The organism is Marinobacter sp. SS21 (assembly GCF_028369065.1).
In the GTDB taxonomy this organism is placed as follows: domain Bacteria; phylum Pseudomonadota; class Gammaproteobacteria; order Pseudomonadales; family Oleiphilaceae; genus Marinobacter.
Genome location: NZ_JAQNDA010000001.1, coordinates 386,325 through 406,598, shown reverse-complemented (window position 1 = coordinate 406,598; position 20,274 = coordinate 386,325). Strand labels below are relative to the sequence as shown.

At 62.5% G+C, this 20,274-nt stretch carries 13 protein-coding genes; 4 read left to right on the top strand and 9 right to left on the bottom strand.

Annotated features, from left to right (window positions below; genetic code table 11):
* Nucleotides 1-4: 4 nt before the first annotated feature.
* Nucleotides 5-1,573: a mucoidy inhibitor MuiA family protein gene (locus tag N6L25_RS01800; RefSeq protein WP_271977319.1), complete on the bottom strand. Its 1,569-nt coding sequence runs from the start codon at nucleotides 1,571-1,573 to the stop codon at nucleotides 5-7.
* A 140-nt stretch (nucleotides 1,574-1,713) separates the two neighbouring features.
* Nucleotides 1,714-2,748, bottom strand: coding sequence for an AraC family transcriptional regulator (locus N6L25_RS01795; protein WP_271977318.1), 1,035 nt, complete (start codon nucleotides 2,746-2,748; stop codon nucleotides 1,714-1,716).
* Nucleotides 2,749-2,889: 141 nt separating this feature from the next.
* On the opposite strand from N6L25_RS01795, the gene N6L25_RS01790 reads away from it, so the two are divergent.
* The 3 genes from N6L25_RS01790 to N6L25_RS01780 all read left to right on the top strand — a co-directional run bounded on the left by N6L25_RS01790 (nucleotide 2,890) and on the right by N6L25_RS01780 (nucleotide 9,892).
* On the top strand, nucleotides 2,890-3,969 hold the full coding sequence (locus tag N6L25_RS01790; protein ID WP_271977317.1) for a fatty acid desaturase: 1,080 nt from the start codon (nucleotides 2,890-2,892) through the stop codon (nucleotides 3,967-3,969).
* 546 nt (nucleotides 3,970-4,515) lie between these two features.
* The gene (gene metE / locus N6L25_RS01785; RefSeq protein ID WP_271977316.1) at nucleotides 4,516-6,816 is read left to right on the top strand and encodes a 5-methyltetrahydropteroyltriglutamate--homocysteine S-methyltransferase; all 2,301 of its coding nucleotides are present in this window, start codon (nucleotides 4,516-4,518) and stop codon (nucleotides 6,814-6,816) included.
* Nucleotides 6,817-6,946: 130 nt separating this feature from the next.
* On the top strand, nucleotides 6,947-9,892 hold the full coding sequence (locus N6L25_RS01780) for an ATP-binding protein (RefSeq protein WP_271977315.1): 2,946 nt from the start codon (nucleotides 6,947-6,949) through the stop codon (nucleotides 9,890-9,892).
* A 25-nt stretch (nucleotides 9,893-9,917) separates the two neighbouring features.
* Here N6L25_RS01780 and N6L25_RS01775 read toward each other — a convergent pair whose 3' ends face one another.
* Nucleotides 9,918-10,985: a TRAP transporter substrate-binding protein gene (locus N6L25_RS01775; protein ID WP_271977314.1), complete on the bottom strand. Its 1,068-nt coding sequence runs from the start codon at nucleotides 10,983-10,985 to the stop codon at nucleotides 9,918-9,920.
* Between the two features lie 184 nt (nucleotides 10,986-11,169).
* Between N6L25_RS01775 and N6L25_RS01770 the strand changes: the two genes are divergently transcribed.
* Nucleotides 11,170-12,414, top strand: a complete 1,245-nt coding sequence (locus N6L25_RS01770) for a response regulator (protein WP_271977313.1) — start codon at nucleotides 11,170-11,172, stop codon at nucleotides 12,412-12,414.
* 27 nt (nucleotides 12,415-12,441) lie between these two features.
* On the opposite strand, the gene N6L25_RS01765 is transcribed toward N6L25_RS01770, so the two are convergent.
* From N6L25_RS01765 to N6L25_RS01740, 6 genes are all read right to left on the bottom strand, one after another.
* The gene (locus tag N6L25_RS01765; protein WP_271977312.1) at nucleotides 12,442-14,496 is read right to left on the bottom strand and encodes an ATP-binding protein; all 2,055 of its coding nucleotides are present in this window, start codon (nucleotides 14,494-14,496) and stop codon (nucleotides 12,442-12,444) included.
* A 39-nt stretch (nucleotides 14,497-14,535) separates the two neighbouring features.
* Nucleotides 14,536-14,742: a DUF3565 domain-containing protein gene (locus N6L25_RS01760; protein WP_271977311.1), complete on the bottom strand. Its 207-nt coding sequence runs from the start codon at nucleotides 14,740-14,742 to the stop codon at nucleotides 14,536-14,538.
* A gap of 26 nt (nucleotides 14,743-14,768) precedes the next feature.
* On the bottom strand, nucleotides 14,769-17,036 hold the full coding sequence (locus N6L25_RS01755) for a YgiQ family radical SAM protein (protein ID WP_271977310.1): 2,268 nt from the start codon (nucleotides 17,034-17,036) through the stop codon (nucleotides 14,769-14,771).
* 154 nt (nucleotides 17,037-17,190) lie between these two features.
* Nucleotides 17,191-17,676 carry a YchJ family protein gene (locus N6L25_RS01750; RefSeq protein WP_271977309.1) on the bottom strand — a complete coding sequence of 162 codons (486 nt, stop codon included), beginning with the start codon at nucleotides 17,674-17,676 and terminating at the stop codon, nucleotides 17,191-17,193.
* A 22-nt stretch (nucleotides 17,677-17,698) separates the two neighbouring features.
* Nucleotides 17,699-18,154, bottom strand: coding sequence for an acyl-CoA thioesterase (locus N6L25_RS01745; protein WP_271977308.1), 456 nt, complete (start codon nucleotides 18,152-18,154; stop codon nucleotides 17,699-17,701).
* A gap of 58 nt (nucleotides 18,155-18,212) precedes the next feature.
* Nucleotides 18,213-20,258: a sensor domain-containing diguanylate cyclase gene (locus N6L25_RS01740; protein ID WP_271977307.1), complete on the bottom strand. Its 2,046-nt coding sequence runs from the start codon at nucleotides 20,256-20,258 to the stop codon at nucleotides 18,213-18,215.
* Nucleotides 20,259-20,274: the final 16 nt, after the last annotated feature.

Genomic DNA, 20,274 nt, shown 5'->3' with positions numbered 1-20,274 from the left:
TAACTCAGGGCAGCGGGGGCAACGTCTGGCCCTCAGGCACCCTCACCTCAAAGCCCGCCGTCAGGGTAATGGTGCGGCCGGGCGCGATCACCCGGTCCCAGGCGATGATGCCGGGCTTGTCGTCCACGTGTTCCTGGTAGGGGGTGGTGATGTCCTGATAGCTCACCTCGATGTCGTCATGGCGAGACACCGGCAACCGGTCCAGGACCCGGATATCGATGGGCCGGTCGTGGGCGTTGCTGATTTCGAATCGGTTGACCCGCTCCAGATAGGGCTCTTCGCTGATCAGCCCCTTCTCGCCGCGCTGATCCTGATCGCGGATTACCTTGACCGTTACCCGGTCATCGACACCGAAGGACAGCGCGATCGGGGTTCCCGGCTCGGTTTGTTGCAGCCAGGCCTGACCGACGTACTGGCCATCCTGGAACAGTGACGCCTGCGCCGGCGGCAGCGTGCTTTCGCCCTGATAGGTGGCTTCGCCATAGACATATCCCAGGCTGGCAAGCGCCGGCACCATGCGTCGGCTGACCTTGGCGGGTAACTCGTAACTGCTCACGGTCAGACGCTTGTCGCGGGTACCGTCGCCCAGGCTGAGCGCGCCGGGCACCTGATAATGTTGGGTCAAGCCGTTGGTCACCAGGGTCGCCTGCTGGACCTGGGCCCGACTGCGCTCCTCCCGCGCCGGGGCGGCACTCAGGCTGATCTCATCGGCCTCCATGGCCTTGCCCATCAGCGGTTGTGGCGGCGGCAGGAGAATCCAGGGCGGCGGGTCGGGCAGACGTCCACCCACGTCCGGATTGGCGGTGGACAGGGCCAGTTGCACCTCGCGCCAGTCCTCGCCGGTATTCTGGTGTACCACCGCCTGATGCACCAGCCGCAACTCGCTGCTGTCGGTATCCAGGCGAGCCTCGTAGGCACTGGCCCAGCCGGCGTGGCGGGTCTGGTACTGAATCTGGAGGGTCACATCGACTGCCCGCTCGGCGCTGTAACCGACGCTCAGGTGCTTAACCACTCTGGGTACGTCCTGGAGGGCATCCAGCTCCCGTTGAATCCGGTCCTGCTCTTCCACCAGGGTGCGCTTGTCCTGCTCGATCCGGCGGATATTACTCAGGGACTGTTCCGCCTGCTGGAACAGGCTGTCCGCCGTCGCGTCTATGTCGTCTGGCAACGGCGCCTCGCCATTGCCGGTGGTGAGCCGATCCAGCAGATCGAGTCGGTAGCGCCAGGCCCGGATGGCGTCATCCTGGGCCCGGATGTCGTCGGTGACCGCCTGCAGCGCCGTGCGCAGCTCTTTGAGCTTACTGGCCTGGGCCTCGGTGGTTTGCTCACTCACCAGGTTCACTTCCCGCACCAGGGCGCTCGGGTCACCCAGCACCGCCACCCGCAGGGTGCGGTCAATCAGCCCGGCCGGCAGGTTGCGGATCTCGACCGTGCCCGCCCCTGCGACGAGCTGAGCCGGCTCTTCCCGGGTGATGGCGGCCTGATTTGGATACAGCGTCACCGCAGTGACTTCGGCCAGCGTTGGCAGCGGCAGCCAGGCCGCCAGTAATACGTAAAGCCGCGTCCTTTGCATAGGGCTCCCTTGCGTCTCGGTTGGATGTCATTCGGAACGAAGCCGAAGTCCGCCCGCTACACCGGGTGACCGCAGCTCCTCATTGAGCATAGCTGCAACATACCGCGAGACAGGACATTTGTGGATTACAGAATTGTCAGTCACGTTTTGGAGCTTTCCTGCTGCTGGCGATACGAGCGAGGCGACGCTCCGGTCCAACGCCGAAACGCACGGCTGAAGTTGGTGACGTCGCCATACCCCAGCAGGTCCGCCACCTGACCGACGCTGTGACTGCCGGCCAGGATCAGCCTCAGAGCCTTGTCCCGGCGGATCTGCTCCACCAGCTCACGATAGGTCACACCCTCGACCCCCAGCCGTCGCTGCAGCGTCCTGGGGGACTGGTGCAGCTTGGCGGCCACGTCTTCCAGCGTGGCAAATCCCTGCACCTCATCGAACGCCAGGTCCCGCACCAGCTGCGCCATGGACGGCTCGGCCATCAACCGGTTCAGTTCCTGCTTGCACTGTTCCCGGGCCAGCCGGGCAGCGATAGGATCGGCCATCACCAGCGGTCGCTCCATCAGTTCGGCCGGAAACACCAAGCCGTTGAAGGGCTGATTGAAACGCACCTTGCCCGGCAACAGGTGCTGGTAACGATCGAAGTAGTCGGGGCGGGAAAAACGAACGTAGCCCTCGCCGGTCATTGGCTGCCCGGTCAGACTCTCGCCCATGGTGGCAAACCCCAGCATCAGGAACTGAGCGCCCACCCTTCCGAGTGGGTACTGTAAATCGTTCTCCTCGAAGACCAGGGTGACCCGGTCTTCCTGCCGCTCAAGACTGATGGAAAGAATCGAGGACTGCAGCTGGTAATACTGCCGCAGGATATCCACCGCCTCCCCGATGGTCTGGGCCACCATCGCCGCCTGACCGATCAGGCCGTGGTAAGACACCTTCATCTGCAGGCCGAGATGGTAACCGAGCCCCGGCTCCCCGGTCAGTTCCACGGCGCGTTTGATCAGAGCGGAAAAGCGCGGCAGCTCAATCCGACAGTCACTGCGCAGCAGCTGATCGGGATGGATCTGGGAGCCTTCCAGCAGGGTGTCCATGGAAAAATGCCAGCGTGAGACCACATCCGCCAACAACAACACGTAGGAGCCGGGCACCGTGGGAATGGCACCGGACTTGGACAAATTCGACATCGGGGCGTCTCGCAGACAATTTGGCGTCAAATGATCACTTTCTGACATCGAATCATAGCCGCTCGGCGCCCACCCGGCCATACAATTACCCCATCACAGTTTCCCCATCGAAAAAATACTGAAAACAACGGAGGAAAGGGAATGATCACGCCCTCAGACGTCGCCACCATGACCGACACCCAGAAAACCGAGCACATCCGCAAGACGGTACTGAGCGCTGGCCAGGAACTCCGCCAGCGCCACCCCTGGCTGCGGCACCAGAACGTGATTGGCGCCACCATCATGATCGTGTCCGTACTGGGTATGATCGGCAGCGGCTGGCTCTATGTCGCCGACCTGATTCCCTGGTGGCTCTGCGTGCCGGTCACCGCCATTTTCGCGTCGTTCATCCATGAACTGGAGCACGACCTGATCCACCTGATGTATTTCAAAAACCGCCCCTGGATCAACAACCTGATGCTGGCGGTGGGCTGGGTGGCCCGAGCCAGTACCATCAACCCGTTCGTCCGCCGCAAGCTGCACCTGCATCACCATAAGTTTTCCGGTACCGAAAGTGACCTGGAGGAACGGGGCATCACCAACGGCGAGCGCTGGGGCCTGCGCCGCTTCCTGATGACCGGGGATAATATGCTGGCGGTGGTGATGCGGCCGTTCGAAATGATCCGCGCCAACCGCGCCTACATCCGTTCGCAAAAACCCAAGGACCGGGCCGAAGTGCGTCGCCTGAGCCTGGTGCAGCTGACCTCCTACCTGCCCATCGGCAACCTCTATTACCTGGCGTTCCACACTTGGGTGGTGGCCAATACAGTGCTGATCGGTGCCGAGCTGCTGGGTCAACCCATCGCCCTCAGTGCGCCGCTGGCCGATGCCCTGGCCGTGCTCAACGTCGCCGCCGTGGTGTACATGCTGCCATCACTGCTGCGTACTTTTTGTCTGCACTTCATCAGCTCCAACATGCACTACTACGGTGATGTCGAGGCTCGCAACGTGATGCAACAGTGCCAGGTGCTCAATCCCTGGTGGCTGATGCCCATGCAGCTGTTCTGCTTCAACTTCGGCAGCACCCACGCCATTCACCACTTCGCGGTGCGGGAACCGTTCTACATTCGCCAGTGGACCGCCCCCACCGCCCACAAGGTGATGCGGGACATGGGCGTACGCTTCAATGACTTCGGCACCTTCCGCCGGGCCAATCGGTTCTTCGAAGCCGTGCGCAGTTAAGCCCCTGTTGCCACGCCGTGACCAACCCCGCTCGCCGTGCGCCGCACCCGGACGGGGTTGAGCCCAGAACCTCCCAATCACCCGCCGGCGTCGCCATCCGTAAGGTCATCATCGAGCGGCCGGCGACGACCGTTGCGGCTTTTCTGGCGCCGCCCGGTTGCGGCGACCGGATGACCGCGGTTGCGACTGTCTGAGCCGCTGCCAGGCGCTACAGAGCGTGCGGGGGCTTCCCGCCATCAACACCACCGATTCACCCATATCTGAACCTCCTTGCTGACTCTACGTCCTAATGCACTATGGTTCAGCCTTGCCACAAATGCAATCTATTATCATTACTATTTGGGAAATTGACACCCTTCCGCACAGTCGGTCGTGAGTAGTTTGGCATTTCAGCTTGGCCATACCAGCCCTACAAACCAGGCCCGGCACCGCCCACTCCATCATGAATTCCACTCATGATTATCCATAGCAATTTGATTCTGACTAAACAGGGGGCTCGCCTAAGATGATCGCCGACAACTGACGACTCATGGCAAAGGAACCATCATGACCCTGACTACCCACACTTTGGGCTACCCCCGAATCGGCGTGCGCCGCGAACTGAAGCAGGCTGTCGAAGCCTATTGGTCCGGCGACATCCGCCAGCAGCAACTGGAACAAAGCGGACGGGAATTGCGCCTGCGACACTGGGCGGAGCAACAAGCCGCTGGGCTGAGCTACGTCAGCGTTGGCGATTTTGCCTTCTACGACCACATCCTGAACCTGTCCCAGGCCCTGGGCGTGATACCGCCGCGCTTCGGTCACGACGCGGCGGCCGACGACCTGGACACCTACTTTCGCATGGCCCGTGGCCGCGCCCCCAGCGGCCAGCCGGCGGCGGCCTGCGAGATGACCAAGTGGTTCGACACCAATTACCATTACCTGGTGCCGGAGTTCCAGGCCGACCAACGGTTTACCCTCGGCAACAACCGGCTCGAAGACGAAGTGCGGGAGGCCCGTGACGCCGGCCACCGGGTCAAGGCGGTGATTCCCGGGCCACTGACCTACCTGTGGATCGGCAAGACTTTCAGCGGCGGCGAGCAGACCCATGCCGATCGGCTGGCCTTGCTGCCCAACCTACTACCGGCCTACGGTGAGCTGCTGGCCCGGCTGGCCAGTGCCGGTGCCGAGTGGGTACAGATCGACGAGCCGATCCTGACGCTGGAACTGCCCACAGCCTGGCGCCAGGCCTTCGAAACCACCTACAACCAGCTCCAGTCCACGCCAGCCAAGCTGCTGCTGGCCACCTGGTTCGGCAGCCTGGACGAGAACGTCAGCCTGGCCTGTGGATTGCCGGTCGCCGGTCTGCACATCGATCTGGTGCGCGGTGCCGGCCAACTGGCCAGTGTGCTCGACCGCCTGCCCCACCACAAGGTGCTGTCCGCCGGGGTGGTCGATGGCCGTAACATCTGGAAGAGCGACCTAAGCGCCCAACGGGACAACCTGCGCGAGGCCCATGAGCGCCTGGGCGAGCGGTTGTGGCTGGCGCCCTCTTGTTCGCTGCTGCACGTGCCCCATGACCTGAGCGCGGAAGACCGGCTCGATGAGGCACTGCGCAACTGGCTGGCCTTTGCCCGCCAGAAGCTCGATGAAGTCACCCTGCTGGCCCGTACAGTGGCCGGAACGCTGAGCGTGTGTGATGAGCAGGCGCTGGCCGACAATCAAGCCGCCATTGCCGCTCGCCGCGATTCCACCCGCATCCACCGGGACGACGTCAAACGACGGGTCGCCGCCATCACCGCCACCCAGTTTGTCCGCGCCAACCCATACCCACAGAGGGCCAAGGCCCAACACGCCTGGCTCAAGCTGCCGTTGTTCCCCACCACCACCATCGGCTCGTTCCCCCAGACCGAGGAGATCCGCAAGGCCCGGCGCAACTTCAAGGCCGGCCAACTGGCTGCCGTGGACTACGAAGCGGCGATGCAACGGGAGATCCGCTACTGCATCGAGCGCCAGGAAGCGCTGGGACTGGACGTACCGGTGCACGGCGAGGCCGAGCGTAATGACATGGTCGAATACTTCGGCGAACTACTGGAGGGCTTTGCCTTCACCCGCAACGGCTGGGTGCAGAGCTACGGTTCCCGCTGCGTCAAGCCCCCGCTCATCTACGGTGACGTTTCCCGCCCGCAGCCGATGACCGTGGCCTGGAGCCAGTACGCCCAGTCGCTGACCGACAAGCCGATGAAGGGCATGCTCACCGGCCCGGTCACCATCCTGCAGTGGTCTTTTGTGCGCGACGATCAGCCGCGGGAGACCACCTGCAAACAAATAGCGCTGGCGTTGCGCGATGAAGTCGCCGATCTGGAAAGCGCGGGCATTCGCATCATCCAGATCGACGAGCCGGCGCTACGGGAGGGGCTACCGCTCAAACGCAGTCAATGGCGCAGTTACCTGCGCTGGGCGGTGGACAGTTTCCGCCTCAGCGCCGCGGTGGTCGACGACAGCACCCAGATCCACACCCACATGTGCTACAGCGAGTTCAACGATATCATTGAGTCCATCGCCGAACTGGATGCGGATGTGATCACCATAGAAACCTCGCGCTCCAACATGGAACTTCTGGACGCCTTCCAGGACTTCGATTACCCGAACGAGATCGGCCCTGGGGTCTACGACATCCACAGTCCCAACTTGCCGCAAACCGAATGGATGGTGGCGTTGATGGCCAGAGCGGCGGAGAAGATCCCCGCCCAGCGACTCTGGGTCAATCCGGACTGCGGCCTGAAAACCCGACGCTGGCCGGAAGTGGAGCCCGCACTGGCCAACCTGGTCGCCGCGGCTCAGGCGCTGCGGTCCCGCTTCGGCTAACCGTCACACCTTCAGCGGGCGGGAGTTTCCCGCCCCAACCCTGCGCCTGAAGAAATCCGCCTACAATTGCTACAAATGGCACCAGAGCGACTATGCTAGCTGAGGAGTCGCCCAGGATTAACGTTGTTCAGTGGCGTCCTTGACCGTCGCCACTTGCCGCCCTTCCGATGACCGGCATGCTCGTGGCATTCACGCAACCGAGCGCTCACTCACCATGGCTGGCATCACTCAACGACTAGGGCTGACCAAACCGACACTGCTGCTGACGCTCCTGCTGATGACCCTCGCGCCATTAGCCAATCTGGCCTATATCCCGGTACTGTACGACGTCTACCTGATCTTCGGCTCGGTGGCGGCGATGCTCGCCGTGCTCACCCTGAGCGTGCCGGCCGCCGTTGCGGTGGCCATGGCAGGCAGCCTCGTCACCCTGTCGCTTTGGGGGCACCCCTACGCGTTTGTCATTTTCAGCCTGGAAGCCCTGGTGGTGGGGCTGCTCCACCGTCGTTACCGCTACAACCTGGTGGTGGCGGACATGGTGTACTGGCTGCTCTGCGGCATACCGCTGGTGGTCATTTTTTACTATTTCGTGATGGACAATGGCTGGTCCACCACCGTACTGATAGCCCTCAAGCAACCGCTTAACGGCGTCATCAACGCCCTGCTGGCGTCCCTGATCGTCCTTGGGGCGCTGGGCCTCATGCGCAAGCCCAGCCTGTTTCGCAGCAGTCGTTTTGGCTTTGCCGAGGTCCTGTTTATCGCCCTGCTGTTGGGGATCGCTCTCGCCGGCACCCTGCCGATCGCCTTTGAGGGCGTGCGCGCACAAAAGGTGCAGGAACAGTTCGTGGCCGAGCGCCTCAAGGAACAGGCCCATTTTCTCGCCGACTGGCTGGAACAGGACACTGGCCGCGTTGCCCCGCCGCTGAACTATTACCTCGAGCGCACCCAAACCCGGCCAGACATGGGCATCGCGGTGCTGGACCACATTGGCCAAACCGTCAGCCGGCTGGGCCCACTCATCAGCCTCGACCGGGCACACGGCGAACTGATCAAGCGCTCGGACGATTTGAGTCTTTGGCTGCCACTGGATGAAGCCCACGACCTCAAACGCTGGCAGTCCGGGGCCTATCGCACCACGGTCGAGCTGCACAACCTGCCCGGACTGGCGGCGGTGGTGCTGGAATTACCCGCCCGTCCGGTGGTTGAGCGGCTGCGGGTCAATCAGTTGACGTTGCTGGCGATCCTGTTCGCCATTGTGATGCTGGGCACGCTCGCAGCCCGCTTGCTGAGCCACTGGCTCACCCGCCCGCTCAGCCAACTGACCCAGGCCAGCCGGGCGCTCACCGAGCGGGTAACCGAGGGCCAGACCGCCACCATGCCGCGCAGTATCCTGCGGGAGTACGACGGCCTGGCCAAGTCGCTCACCACCGTCTCCCATGCGCTGTCGGAATCCTTCGGCAACCTGAACCGGAGCCGGGCCTCACTGGCGCAACAGGTCGAAGAGCAGACCTCCCAGATCACCTACACCAACACTTTGCTGAACAGTGTCCTGAAGGCCGCAACGGAAGTGTCGATCATCGCCACCGACAGCCAGGGCATCATCACCATTTTCAATCAAGGGGCCGAACGCCTGCTGGGTTACCCGGCCGAGGAAATGGTGGGCAAGAGAACCCCGGTGCTGCTGCACGATCCTGGTGAACTGGCGCAACGCAGCCAGCAGCTGAGCGAAGCGCTGGGCCACCCGGTCGCCGGTTTCCAGACCTTCATCACCAAGGCGGGCCAGGGTGAAGCTGAAATTAGCGATTGCACCTATATCCACCAGGACGGCCATCCGGTGCCGGTATCATTGATTGTCACCGCCATAACCGGGCGTGATGGGGGTATTTCGGGCTATGTTTGCATCGCCATCGACATCAGCGAACGCCGGCGCATAGACAATCTCAAAGACGAATTCATCGCCACCGTCAGCCACGAGCTGCGGACACCCCTGACCTCCATCGCCGGCTCGCTGGCGCTCATGGCCAGCGGCAAGGTGGGCGAGGTCCCCGAATCGATGAACAAGATGCTGTCCATTGCCGAAAGCAATTCCAAGCGTCTGACCCACCTGGTCAATGACTTGCTGGATTTCCAGAAGATCGTCAGCGGCCGCCTGGACTTTACCCTCAAGCGCCATAGCCTGCCCGGCCTGGTGCGGGAGGCCATCGATCAGAATCAACCCTATGCCGGCGACCGCAAGGTCAGCCTGGTGGCCGATGAGCCGGTTCCGGATGTCGACATCAAGGTGGATCGGGGACGTCTGATGCAGGCAATGTCCAACCTGTTATCCAACGCCATCAAGTTCTCTCCGGATGGCGGCGTGGTCCGGATCCGGGTGATGGCGTCCGCGGCGGCGGCTACACTGTCGGTGATCGACCAGGGGCCGGGCATACCGGCCCAGTTCCGTCGTAAGATATTCGCCAAGTTCGCCCAGGCCGATGCCTCCGATACCCGCCAGCAAGGCGGCACCGGACTTGGCCTGGCCATCACCCGGGAACTGGTGGAACACATGGGTGGCTACGTTCACTTCGATTCGGCGCCGGGCCAGGAAACGGCCTTCCACATCACCCTGCCGCTGGCCGATCACGTCGAGGGTTTCGATGCCCAAGCCTTATCCCCCCCCGTTCCCAAAGATACCGTGCCGACGCCCCTTGATCAGATGCTAACCGAGGAGACTCCCCAAAAGCCTCGTGTCCTGCATGTGGACGACGACGAGGACCTGATCAACGTCATTCGCGCCACGGCAAAGGATCGTTTTGAAATTGTTCAGGCCACCAGCGTAGCGGCAGCCCGTAAGTGCCTGACGGAAGGCCAGTTCCAATTGGTTGTTCTGGATCTTGGCCTGCCGGACGGCAACGGCTGGCAATTGCTTCCCGACATTTACCGGCAGCAACCCCAGGCCCATGTGGTCATCCTCTCCGGCGAAGCGATCTCACACCGCGAGCTGGATCTGGTGGAAGCGGCATTCACCAAGGCGCAGGTCTCCATTGACGTGCTGCTGTCAGCGCTGGAAACCCGACTGCACCGTAGCGGGAACAACTAGCGAGCTGCCAGCTTGCGCTCGCGCCTTATTCCACCGGAGCCACAGTGTTCAGATAGGCGCGATCGGAGATGTTGGTCCAGCGCCGGATTCGGTTCAGGTAGTCCTGCTGGGAACGAATGATGTTGCTGGCCAACGGGTCCCCTTCGGCCGCCTCCGCCAGCAATTTGCCGGTGGCGGCACGCAGTGCCTCGATCACCTCCGGCGGGAAGGTCTTGTGGGTCACGCCCGGGTATTCGTCCTTCATTCGGTCCCAGGCCACGCCACTTTCATGGGTGCTCTGGATGTACATGTCGTACGCCGCAGTACGCATGGCGACCCGAAGAATCTCCTGCAGGTCCGCCGGCAACTGATTCCAGCTGCGCTCGTTGATCAGGAACTGCACTTCCGCCCCCGGCTCCTGCCAGCCGGAATAATAGTAGTTGGCGATCTGGTGGAAACCCATATTGAAATCCAGGGCTGGCCCCACCCACTCCAGGGCGTCGATGGTGCCCCGTTCCAGGGCGGTGTAGAGCTCGCCGGGAGGGATGTTGGTGACCGCCACGCCTAGTTCCGCCATGACTTCGCCGGCAAAACCGGGGGTACGCATTTTCAGCCCCTGCAGGTCCGCCATTGAGGTGATTTCATCGCGAAACCAGCCGCCCATCTGGTTACCGGTATTGCCGCCCGGGAACGACAGCAGGCCGTGGGGGGCGTAGACCTGCGCCATCAGCTCCATGCCACCACCGAAGTAGAACCAGGCATATTGTTCCGGCGCGATCATGCCAAAGGGCACGGTGGTGAAGTACATGGCGTTGGGAATCTTGCCCTTGTAGTAATACGACGCGGTGTGGCCCATATCGTATTGACCGGCCTTGACCATGTCGAAGATGCCAAACGGTGCCTTGTGCTTGTTGGACGAATCGATCCGAATGCGCAGGCGGCCGCCGGACATGGTTTCCGCCATGGCCGCCATGTGACGGGTGGCGTCCCCAAGAATGGGGTAATTAGGCCCCCAGGTCTCGGCCAGTCTCAGGGTATGGGTTCGCTCGGCCTGGACCGGCACGCTGGCAAACAACGCCAGCAGTGTCACAGCGACAATGCGCAATGCCTTCATGAATTCCCCCTAGTGATCGATGTTGAGCGGTAAGTTGTGGAGTGGCGGACATTCTAGCGGCGAATCGGCCTGCTCTGAAGCGGCGGTTCCGATAAATCAACAGCAACAAGATTCGGCACTTGACGGCACAGTGGGCTACGCTTGAGGATAGTGATATCTATTCGCATGGAGCCGCGTTACCGCCATGGAAGAAACCGGAACCCAGAAGACCACACTGCCCCCCTCTGCAACGGCCCAGCTTGCCAAGCTCCGTAAGCACTTTCTAGCCGAGTTGCCACAACGTATCGACGCCATCCAGAGCGCCCTGCTGGATCTGCACAACAGCCTCGACCAACGCAATATTTCCCAGGTGCTGGCCTGTCTGGAGCAGTTACACCAGCGCCTGCACAAGCTGATCGGCGCGGCCGGCACTTTCGGTGTGGCCCGAGTGAGCGCCAAGGCCCGTCAGATGACCGAACTGATTGACGATACCTTCCGCGCCTCCAGCTGGCCAAGTCAAGACCGCATCAACCAGTTACGCAAAATGACCGAAGAGCTGCGCCAGTGCCAACTGCCGCCTTTTGACGCTGGCATCGGAATTGTCGACGGCGATGAGCCGCTGAGCCCGCCGGCAAAATCCCAGTACTCGGCCCACGTGGTGGACGACGATCCGATCCAGGTCGAGTTGATCCAGAGTACCCTGAGCAAAGCCGGCTACCGAGTCTCGGTATTCAACTCAGTGACCATCTACGCGGACTTGTACGCCAGCCTTGAAAGGCCAGACCTCATTGTCATGGACATGCGCTTCGACGGCGACCAGTACGGCGGTGCCGATCGCATCCTGGAGCTGAAACAGGAGCATGAACAACTCCCGCCTGTGGTGTTTGTCTCAGTGATGAAGGACATACATGCACGGTTGGCAGCGCTGCGCGCGGGCGCCACCCGCTACCTGACCAAACCGCTCGATACCCGGCAACTGGTTCGCTGGGCCGACGAGCTGTCACAGCGGGTTCCGGAACAACCCTACCGGGTAATGATGGTGGACGACGATGCCGATGTGCTCGCTGCCTATGCCCTGATTCTGAGCCGTGCCGGCATGAACGCCCTCACCGTCAACCGGCCGCTGGAAACCCTGAACCAGCTTGAGCAGTTCCAGCCTGACGTGCTGATCCTCGATCTCAATATGCCGGAGGTGAGCGGAGCGGAGCTGGCCGCCCTGATACGCGAAGATGAGCGCCATGACACCCTGCCGGTGCTGTTCCTGTCGGCTGAGTCCGATCCCTGGCGGCGCCTGTCCATCATCGGGCTGGGTGGCGATGAATTTCTGCCCAAGCCGGTCGCGACGGATTACCTGATCGCCACGGTAACGGCGCGTGCCCGGCGTTCCCGCCGCCAGCGCAAGCTGCTCCAACTGGCCAGCCAGTCGGCGACAGCGCCCCTCCCGTCCTGACCGGCCAGGCACGGAGGGAAGCGCTCCTTAGGGGGCCTTGGGTAACGTAATATAGAAACAGGTGCCCTCGCCTGCCCGGGTTTCAAAGCGGATGGATCCGTCCATCTGCTGCAGCAGGCCACGGGTGATCGCCAGCCCCAGTCCGGTGCCCCCTTTGACCCGACGATCGGAACCGTCGGCCTGGGCGAACTTCTCGAAAATGTAGCCATGGAACGCTTCGGGGATGCCCGGTCCCTGATCGCACACCGCAATCTGCACCTCCCGGTCTGACTGCGTCGCCACCACCGAGACCTGGCCTCCGGCGGGTGAAAACTTGATGGCGTTGGACAACAGGTTGTCCATCACCTGCTGGAAACGGATCTCATCCGTTCGGACCGTCACGGTGCCGGCCTGGTTGTCGTACTTCAGAACCACATCATGGTCCTGGGCATAGGCGGAAATGCCATTCAGGCTCGACTTCATCAGCACCGCCAGCGGGCAGGCACGCACCTGGAAGCTCATCTTGCCTGAGATCAGCTTATCCATGTCCAGCAGGTCATTGATCAGGTGCGTCAGCCGCTCGCTGTTTTTCTGAGCAATGCCCACCATTTGCTGGGCTTTTTCCGGCAGCTCGCCCAGCAGTCCTTCACTAATGAGCTTTAACGCGCCGGCTATGGAGGTCAACGGGGTGCGCAACTCATGGCTGACGGTGGCGACAAATTCGCTTTTCATCCGCTCCACCCGTTTCTGTTCGGCAATGTCCTGTACCACCGCCCACACCAGCTTGCTGCCGCTGGCATCCCGCAGCAGGACGCCGGCCAGCAGCACCGGCAGGGGCTCCCCCCGCTGACGTAAGCACTGGAATTCCAACGGGCCAAAGCGGTCCCCATCCCGCAAACCCTGCCAGGGGTAGCCCTGATTCGGCTCCAGAAGAATCTGGCCAATGCCTTTGGTCTCCAGCCTGGAAGCGGCAAATCCGGACATGGTAAGCAGGGCCTGATTCAGCTGCACGAAATTGCCAGTTCGCCGATCAATCAACGCCATGCCCATGGGCGACAACTCAAACAGGGCCTGCAGGCGCTGCTGGCTGGTGCGCGCTCGCTGGATTGAGACGGTGAGCCAGATCCCCGGCAATAAAATCAGCGACGCTGCCCCCACCAGCAGGGAGCGAAATTTCACAACATTGTCAGCCTGGCTCGGCCAGCCCCCGCTCGGCACTGCCGCGATCTCCCAGAGCCCGCCAGCCACTGGCACCGGAAGTACCGTTGGGCTTTGGGCGAAGATCTGAGCATCGCCGAAAAACACCTCTGCGGGCTCACCCTCATCACCGGTTCTCCTCAGAGCCACCCTCAACTCGCCAACGTCGTTGAGGCCAGCAACCTGATACAGCGCCGGCACGTCGATCACCGCCGACACCAATCCCCAGAACCGGTCTTGGACACGATCCTGGGAGCGGGAAAACACCGGTACCCGGCCGATAAAGCCCTGCCCGCCCTGAACCAGATTCACCGGGCCGGCCAGCACCAGGTGGCCCGATTCCGCCGCCTGTTTCACCTTGGGCCACTGGGCGGCGTTACTGCGATAGTCAAGGCCGACCGCCTCTTCGTTGCCTGCCAAGGGATACATCAGCCGGATCACCATATCCGGGGCGGCGGCGATGTTGCGCAGTTCTTGACGATCCTGCAACACCACCTCGGCAATCTCGGCAAAGCGGGGCTGATCCATGGCCGGCTCGGTGGCGATCACCGCCACCAGTCCCCGGATGGTCTGGATGTTCTCGTTGATGCTGCCTTCGAGCCGCGCCCGCAGCACGGCTAATTGGCGTGTGACATCAACGCGCTCTTGATCGATAAAGGCCTGGTAATTTTGGCGGTCGAGTATGTAGGCGCCCAACAGGGTGGCCAGGATGACGCAGGTCCGAGCGGCCCAGAGAGAGGCTCTCACAGCGTAGCCACCCCCGGAATGCTCCGCATCCTTGGCACTGGCACCAATACAACGCTCGAAGTGAGTGGCAATTCCATGTTCGGTTACGGCTCCGTTAAAGCAACACCAGAACTCGGCTGAACCGGCCTGCCCCGCCTGGCGCTGCCGGTCTGTCGCCATAGCTTAGTCGGTATTGGGCATTTCGTCAGCGACTTAGGATCACAGGCGATCTTTTGCAGCGCCCTCATCGCATTTGCGGCAATCCAGCTCAGTGCCCAGCTGCCGCCTGCGCCCGGCCTCGGTGGTAACCCAGGGCCGATTGATCCAGGGCGGGTCGTGGCGGACGTGCTGGTTGTGGCCGCAGACTAGCTCGGCCACCCAGTGGTGTTCATCGTCCAAATGGTAGCCGGTGATCGGTTGTCGCACGGGCGGACCTCCCCCTCGATCACGGGCTAGCGTTGGCGGCCGTCCCGCCGACGCGAGGCTGGCCCCGCGCCGTCAGCACGTGCCTTGTGGCTGGATTTAGGCTTGGTCTTGGGCTTGGACAGCGGCTTGGGCCGCTGGCTGCCGTCGTCCCGGGGCGGCAGCCCGGTATGCTGGGTCAGCATCGGCTGGCCGGACTTGCGACTGCCCGGCGGCGTCGAATTCTTGCGCCGGGCGCTCTTATAGCCTTGACCCTGGGGCTGATGTTTCGGGATCAGCTGATGCTTGCCGGGCCCGATCAGGTCGGCCCGCCCCATCTTCATCAACGTTTCCCGCAGCAGCGGCCAGTTGTTGGGATCGTGGTAACGCAGGAAGGCCTTGTGCAAACGCCGTTGCTGGGGGTCCTTGACCGTACCCACTTTTTCGGTCTTGTAGGTCACCTTGCGCAACGGATTGCGGGCGCTGTGGTACATCGCCGTGGCCGTCGCCATCGGTGACGGGTAAAACGCCTGCACCTGGTCGGCACGGAAACCGTTGCGCTTGAGCCACAACGCCAGATTGAGCATGTCCTCGTCGGTGGTGCCCGGGTGGGCGGCGATGAAGTACGGGATCAGGTACTGCTCTTTACCCGCCTCTTTGGAGAACTTCTCGAACATGCGCTTGAAGCGGTCGTAGCTGCCAATGCCCGGCTTCATCATCTTGCTGAGGGGGCCTTCCTCGGTGTGCTCCGGGGCGATCTTCAGGTAACCGCCAACGTGGTGGGTCACCAGCTCGCGGACATACTCCGGGGATTCCACCGCCAGGTCATAGCGCAGGCCGGAGGCGATCAGCACCTTCTTGACGCCTTTGAGGTCGCGGGCCTTGCGGTAGAGCTCGATCAGCGAGGAGTGATCGGTATTGAGGTTGGAGCAGATGCCGGGATAGACACAGGACGGCTTGCGGCAAGCGGCCTCGATCTCCGGCGACTTGCAGGCGATGCGATACATGTTGGCGGTGGGACCGCCCAGGTCCGACACCACGCCGGTAAAGCCCGGCACAGTGTCCCGCATGGCCTCGATCTCGCGGATGATGGAGTCGTGGGAGCGATTCTGGATGATCCGGCCCTCGTGCTCGGTGATGGAGCAGAAGGTACAACCGCCAAAACAGCCACGCATGATGTTGACGGAGAAGCGGATCATCTCGTAGGCCGGAATGCGGGCGTCGCCGTAGGCCGGATGCGGCACCCGGGCAAAGGGCTGGTCGAAGACGTAATCCATCTCTTCCGTGGTCAACGGAATCGCCGGCGGATTGAACCAGATGTCCTGGCTGCCGTGCTTCTGCACCAAGGCACGGGCATTGCCCGGATTGGTCTCAAGGTGCAGTACCCGGTTGGCATGGGCGTAGAGCACCGGATCGTTACGCACCTTCTCGAACGACGGCAGCCGGATCACCGTCTGCGAACGTTCGATGCGGGAACTGGGCAGCAGGTCCACCACCACCGTGGTGTCCGACGCTTGCGGCGCGCCGGCCTCCTGGGTGCTGGCGCAACTTTCGGTGTCCTGGGTATTGACGTAGGGACTGATGATCTTGTCCACCCGCCCTGGCCGGTCAACCCGCGTCGAATCCAGCTCGTAGTAACCAGTGGCACTGTCGTTGCGGACGAACGCAGTGCCACGAATGTCGGTCAGACTGCCAATCGGCTCGCCGCAGGAGAGTCTGAACGCCACCTCGGCAATCGCTCGCTCGGCGTTACCGTAGAGCAGGAGATCGGCGCCGGAATCCAACAGGATCGACTTACGCACCTTGTCCTGCCAGTAGTCGTAATGGGCAATGCGCCGCAGCGAGGCCTCGATGCCGCCGAGCACGATGGGTACATCGTCGTAGGCTTCGCGGCAGCGGTGGCTATAGACCAGGCTGGCCCGATCCGGCCGCTGGCCGCCCTCACCGCCAGGAGTGTAGGCGTCGTCGGAACGGACCTTACGGTCGGCGGTGTAGCGGTTGATCATCGAATCCATGTTGCCGGCCGCCACCCCGAAGAACAGGTTGGGCTTGCCCAGCTTCATGAAATCGTCTTTCGAGCTCCAGTCCGGCTGGGCGATGATGCCCACCCGGAACCCCTGCCCCTCCAGCAACCGGCCGATTACCGCCATGCCGAAGGACGGATGATCCACATAGGCGTCACCGGTGACGATGATGATGTCGCAGGAGTCCCACCCCAGCTGATCCATTTCCTCCCGGGACATGGGCAGGAACGGCGACGGACCGAAACACTCGGCCCAGTATTTGGGATGGTCGAACAGGGGCTTGGCGGCTTGCATGGTGGTGACCGGAAATCCTGGTGGTGGCTGGTACAGTGAACAGACCGCTATTGTACGCGAGCCGGATTGATATTGCTCAAAAAGGCCGCGGACAATAGCACATTTTTTGACCAGAACCTATCGATAACCACCGCCCCCTGATTTGGATCAGCGATTAAAAGGAAGGAAACACCGACAGACAACAGGCCTTGTATTTCCTGCCACTGCCGCAGGGGCAGCGGTCGTTGCGGCCGGGTTTCAGCTCTCCTTCCCGGGTGTCGCCGGCGATATAGAACCAGTGCCCCTGTTCGCGGACGAAGTCGGAGTTTTCCTCCAGGTAGCCGAAACCGGGGCCGGTGCGGTAGATGGCGCGGAAGTGGACCTTGCCCTGGCCGCCCTGCTCCGATGAGGACAGCACCTGCAGCGAGCACCAGTCCGGCGAGCCGTCCAGGGTCAGCTCGGTGGGGCGGGTGGAGCTGTGCCAGCTTTGCCGCAGGTAATCGCTCAGCCCCAGTACGAAGGCGCTGTAGCGGGAACGCATCAGTGCCTCGGGAGACGGCGCCGGCTGGCCCTGGTGCAGCGGCAGGCAACAGCGGCCGTAGGGCTGCGGTCGGCCACACGGGCAGGGGGCGTCCGGTGATTGGGGTTGGTTCAATGTCATCGACAAGGCTCCTGCAGGCTCCCTAGCCTTCTCCGGCATGGCTGATGATGACGCCCGGCGCCCCGGCTTGCAGCAGGCTCCGCAGGGCCTCCGGGATAGCGGTCTTGGCCCGCTCGGAGGGGCGGATCATCACGTAGGTGATGGTGGCGTCACTCAACGGTTCGGGCTCACCGTGACGGTAAAAGGTCAGTACCAGGCTGAACGAGGTATTGCCCAGTCGGCCTGGGGTGATGCGGGCCTCCAGGACATCGTCAAACCGGGCCGGCGCCTGCCAGTTCTGGACCAGGCTGACCACCTGGATGTCCAGGTCCTGATCCAGCAGGTTCTGGTAGTCGCCGAACAGGGTGCGGATGTATTCGTTGACGGCGATGTCCACGTAGTCGCCGTAGCGGGCATTGAACACCACCCCCTGGGCATCACACTCGCCATAACGCACCCGGAAGCGAAAGGTAAACGGAGTCTGACTCTGCTCAGCCATACGGTTTGTCCCAACCAGAAAATGGCCTGCTATGGTAGCGTGTTTTCGGCGCTGAGACTCAGGCCGACATCTTGATCCGGTTGCGGCCAGCCTCCTTGGCCCGGTACAGGGCATCGTCGGCACGCTTAATCAGGTCCTGCGCCCCCTCACCGGGCAGGAAGGCGGTGACCCCGGCGCTGACCGTGATCGCCCCGCCGGGGATCGGAAAGCTCTGGCGGCTGATGTGCTGGCGCAGGGTTTCCGCCACCTCACCCGCCGCCGCCAGGTTGGTTTCCGGCAGGACCACCAGGAACTCCTCTCCGCCCCAGCGGCCAACCATATCTGCGGATCGGACATTGTCCTTGAGCTGGCGGGCAACCTCCACCAGCACATCGTCACCGGCATTGTGACCAAAGCGGTCGTTGACGTGCTTGAAATGGTCCACGTCGAACAGGATCAGCGAGAACTCATTGCCGTAGCGTGACGCCCGGTGAATTTCCTGACGCAGCTGGTCCTCCAGTTTGCCCCGGTTGAACAGCCCCGTGAGTCGATCGTGCAAGGCCTGGTGAACCAGTGACTGTACCAGCGACTTGCGATGCAGGGCGCTACCGATCAGGGCCGCAATGGGCGTGGCGGTGTTGATTTCCAGCGCCTCCCAGCGATGGTGGCTGTCAGTGGCGCAGAACACCAGCAGGCCGTCGATCCGATCTTCCACAATCACCGGCACCATGAGCACGCTCTCGGCCTGCTCGTCCTCCATCAGCAGGTCCAGCAGCTCGTCACTGTCTTCCGACTGGTCCCGGTGCAGGGTGCAGTGGTTGTTGGCACTGATCGTGGCCAGGCAGCCGCTCAGCTCATCCTGGGTCATCGCCAGCGGTTCGTCGTCCGCTCCCAGCACCACCGGCGGCCAGCAGTGATTGGCCTGGTAGATGGCATTAACCGGGTCACGCACGAAGGCGTAAGCCTGTGCGATATGCAGGTACTCGCAGAGGAATTTCATCACCTCCTGAACGCCACTGTCGGTGGAATCGGCATCCAGTGACTGCAGTTTGACGCTGATCTGGCGAATGGATTTTTCGGCGGCCACCAGCCGTTTCAGACTCTCACGGGACTGGTGACGCTCAATGGCCAGACTGGCCAGATACAACGGCCCGGTCAGCGTTTCCATGTCGTCCTCGCCTGGCGTCCAGGGGCTGTTGTGATACACCGCGAAGGTCCCAAGGACCTCGCCGCCGGTACCCAGGATCGGCTCCGACCAGCAGGACTGAACGCCGGCAGCCTGGGCCAGGTCGCGATAGCGTCCCCAGCGCTCGTCCTTGGCGATGTCTTCGGTCACCACCCGCCCCCGAATTGACGCCGCGGTGCCACAAGTGGCCGCGCCGTAGCGCACCGGCAGCCCCTGCAAGCCGGAATGGAAGGGCTCTGGAAACCCCGCCCCGGTGCCCCAGTTCAGCACCTGATTGTCGCTGTCCAGCACCATGATGCCGCAGCGGGCCTGCGGCGCGGAGAACTGGTACATCGCCACTATCAGGTCCAGGGTTGCCGACAGCGGCCGTTCCCCGGTCATCGCCACCATGGCCCGGTTGCGCATCCAATCGGTGGACTGGGAAATCTTGCGCTCACTGACATTGATGCCGGTGAGCATCAGCGCCTGCTGGCCATCGAATACCGTCGCCGCCAGCGTGGCGTCGAGCCACACCGGGTGCCCCTCCGCGCCCGGCGCCTTCCATTCAAAACGCTGCACGCCGAGCTTGCCGGCCTTGCCCAGCCAGCCCTCGAAATCATGCAGGCTGTAGGGCGCATCGGCCCAGGCGTCGGGCCGATACATCACCTCAGTGGTGAGCTGATCCTGGCTGCTGACACCAAAGGATTCCAGAGCCAAGTCATTGGCGTAACAGACCTTGTGATCATAGCGGTCGAACACGATCACCGAGATGGCGGCCTGATCAAACAGGCCTCGCAGCTCCCGGCCATGCTCGGTCAGGGTGCGCTGAGCCTGGCCGACATGCTGCAACATTGCCAGGTTCTTGCGCTGCAACTGACGATAACGCCATTCGCGATAGAGCAGCGTCAGCAGCAAGAGTGAGGTGGCGCCGAGCATCAGTGCGTGTGAAAGGTCCATCATCGAATACGAGTCCTGG

Bases quoted from the DNA above. Each gene is read 5' to 3' on its own strand.
- N6L25_RS01795 (WP_271977318.1), bottom strand. From the start codon at position 2,748: ATGTCGAATTTGTCCAAGTCCGGTGCCATTCCCACGGTGCCCGGCTCC.
- N6L25_RS01745 (WP_271977308.1), bottom strand. From the start codon at position 18,154: ATGGCTGAGCAGAGTCAGACTCCGTTTACCTTTCGCTTCCGGGTGCGT.
- metE (WP_271977316.1), top strand. From the start codon at position 4,516: ATGACCCTGACTACCCACACTTTGGGCTACCCCCGAATCGGCGTGCGC.
- N6L25_RS01775 (WP_271977314.1), bottom strand. From the start codon at position 10,985: ATGAAGGCATTGCGCATTGTCGCTGTGACACTGCTGGCGTTGTTTGCC.
- N6L25_RS01790 (WP_271977317.1), top strand. From the start codon at position 2,890: ATGATCACGCCCTCAGACGTCGCCACCATGACCGACACCCAGAAAACC.
- N6L25_RS01765 (WP_271977312.1), bottom strand. From the start codon at position 14,496: ATGGCGACAGACCGGCAGCGCCAGGCGGGGCAGGCCGGTTCAGCCGAG.
- N6L25_RS01800 (WP_271977319.1), bottom strand. From the start codon at position 1,573: ATGCAAAGGACGCGGCTTTACGTATTACTGGCGGCCTGGCTGCCGCTG.
- N6L25_RS01755 (WP_271977310.1), bottom strand. From the start codon at position 17,036: ATGCAAGCCGCCAAGCCCCTGTTCGACCATCCCAAATACTGGGCCGAG.
- N6L25_RS01770 (WP_271977313.1), top strand. From the start codon at position 11,170: ATGGAAGAAACCGGAACCCAGAAGACCACACTGCCCCCCTCTGCAACG.
- N6L25_RS01740 (WP_271977307.1), bottom strand. From the start codon at position 20,258: ATGATGGACCTTTCACACGCACTGATGCTCGGCGCCACCTCACTCTTG.
- N6L25_RS01750 (WP_271977309.1), bottom strand. From the start codon at position 17,676: ATGACATTGAACCAACCCCAATCACCGGACGCCCCCTGCCCGTGTGGC.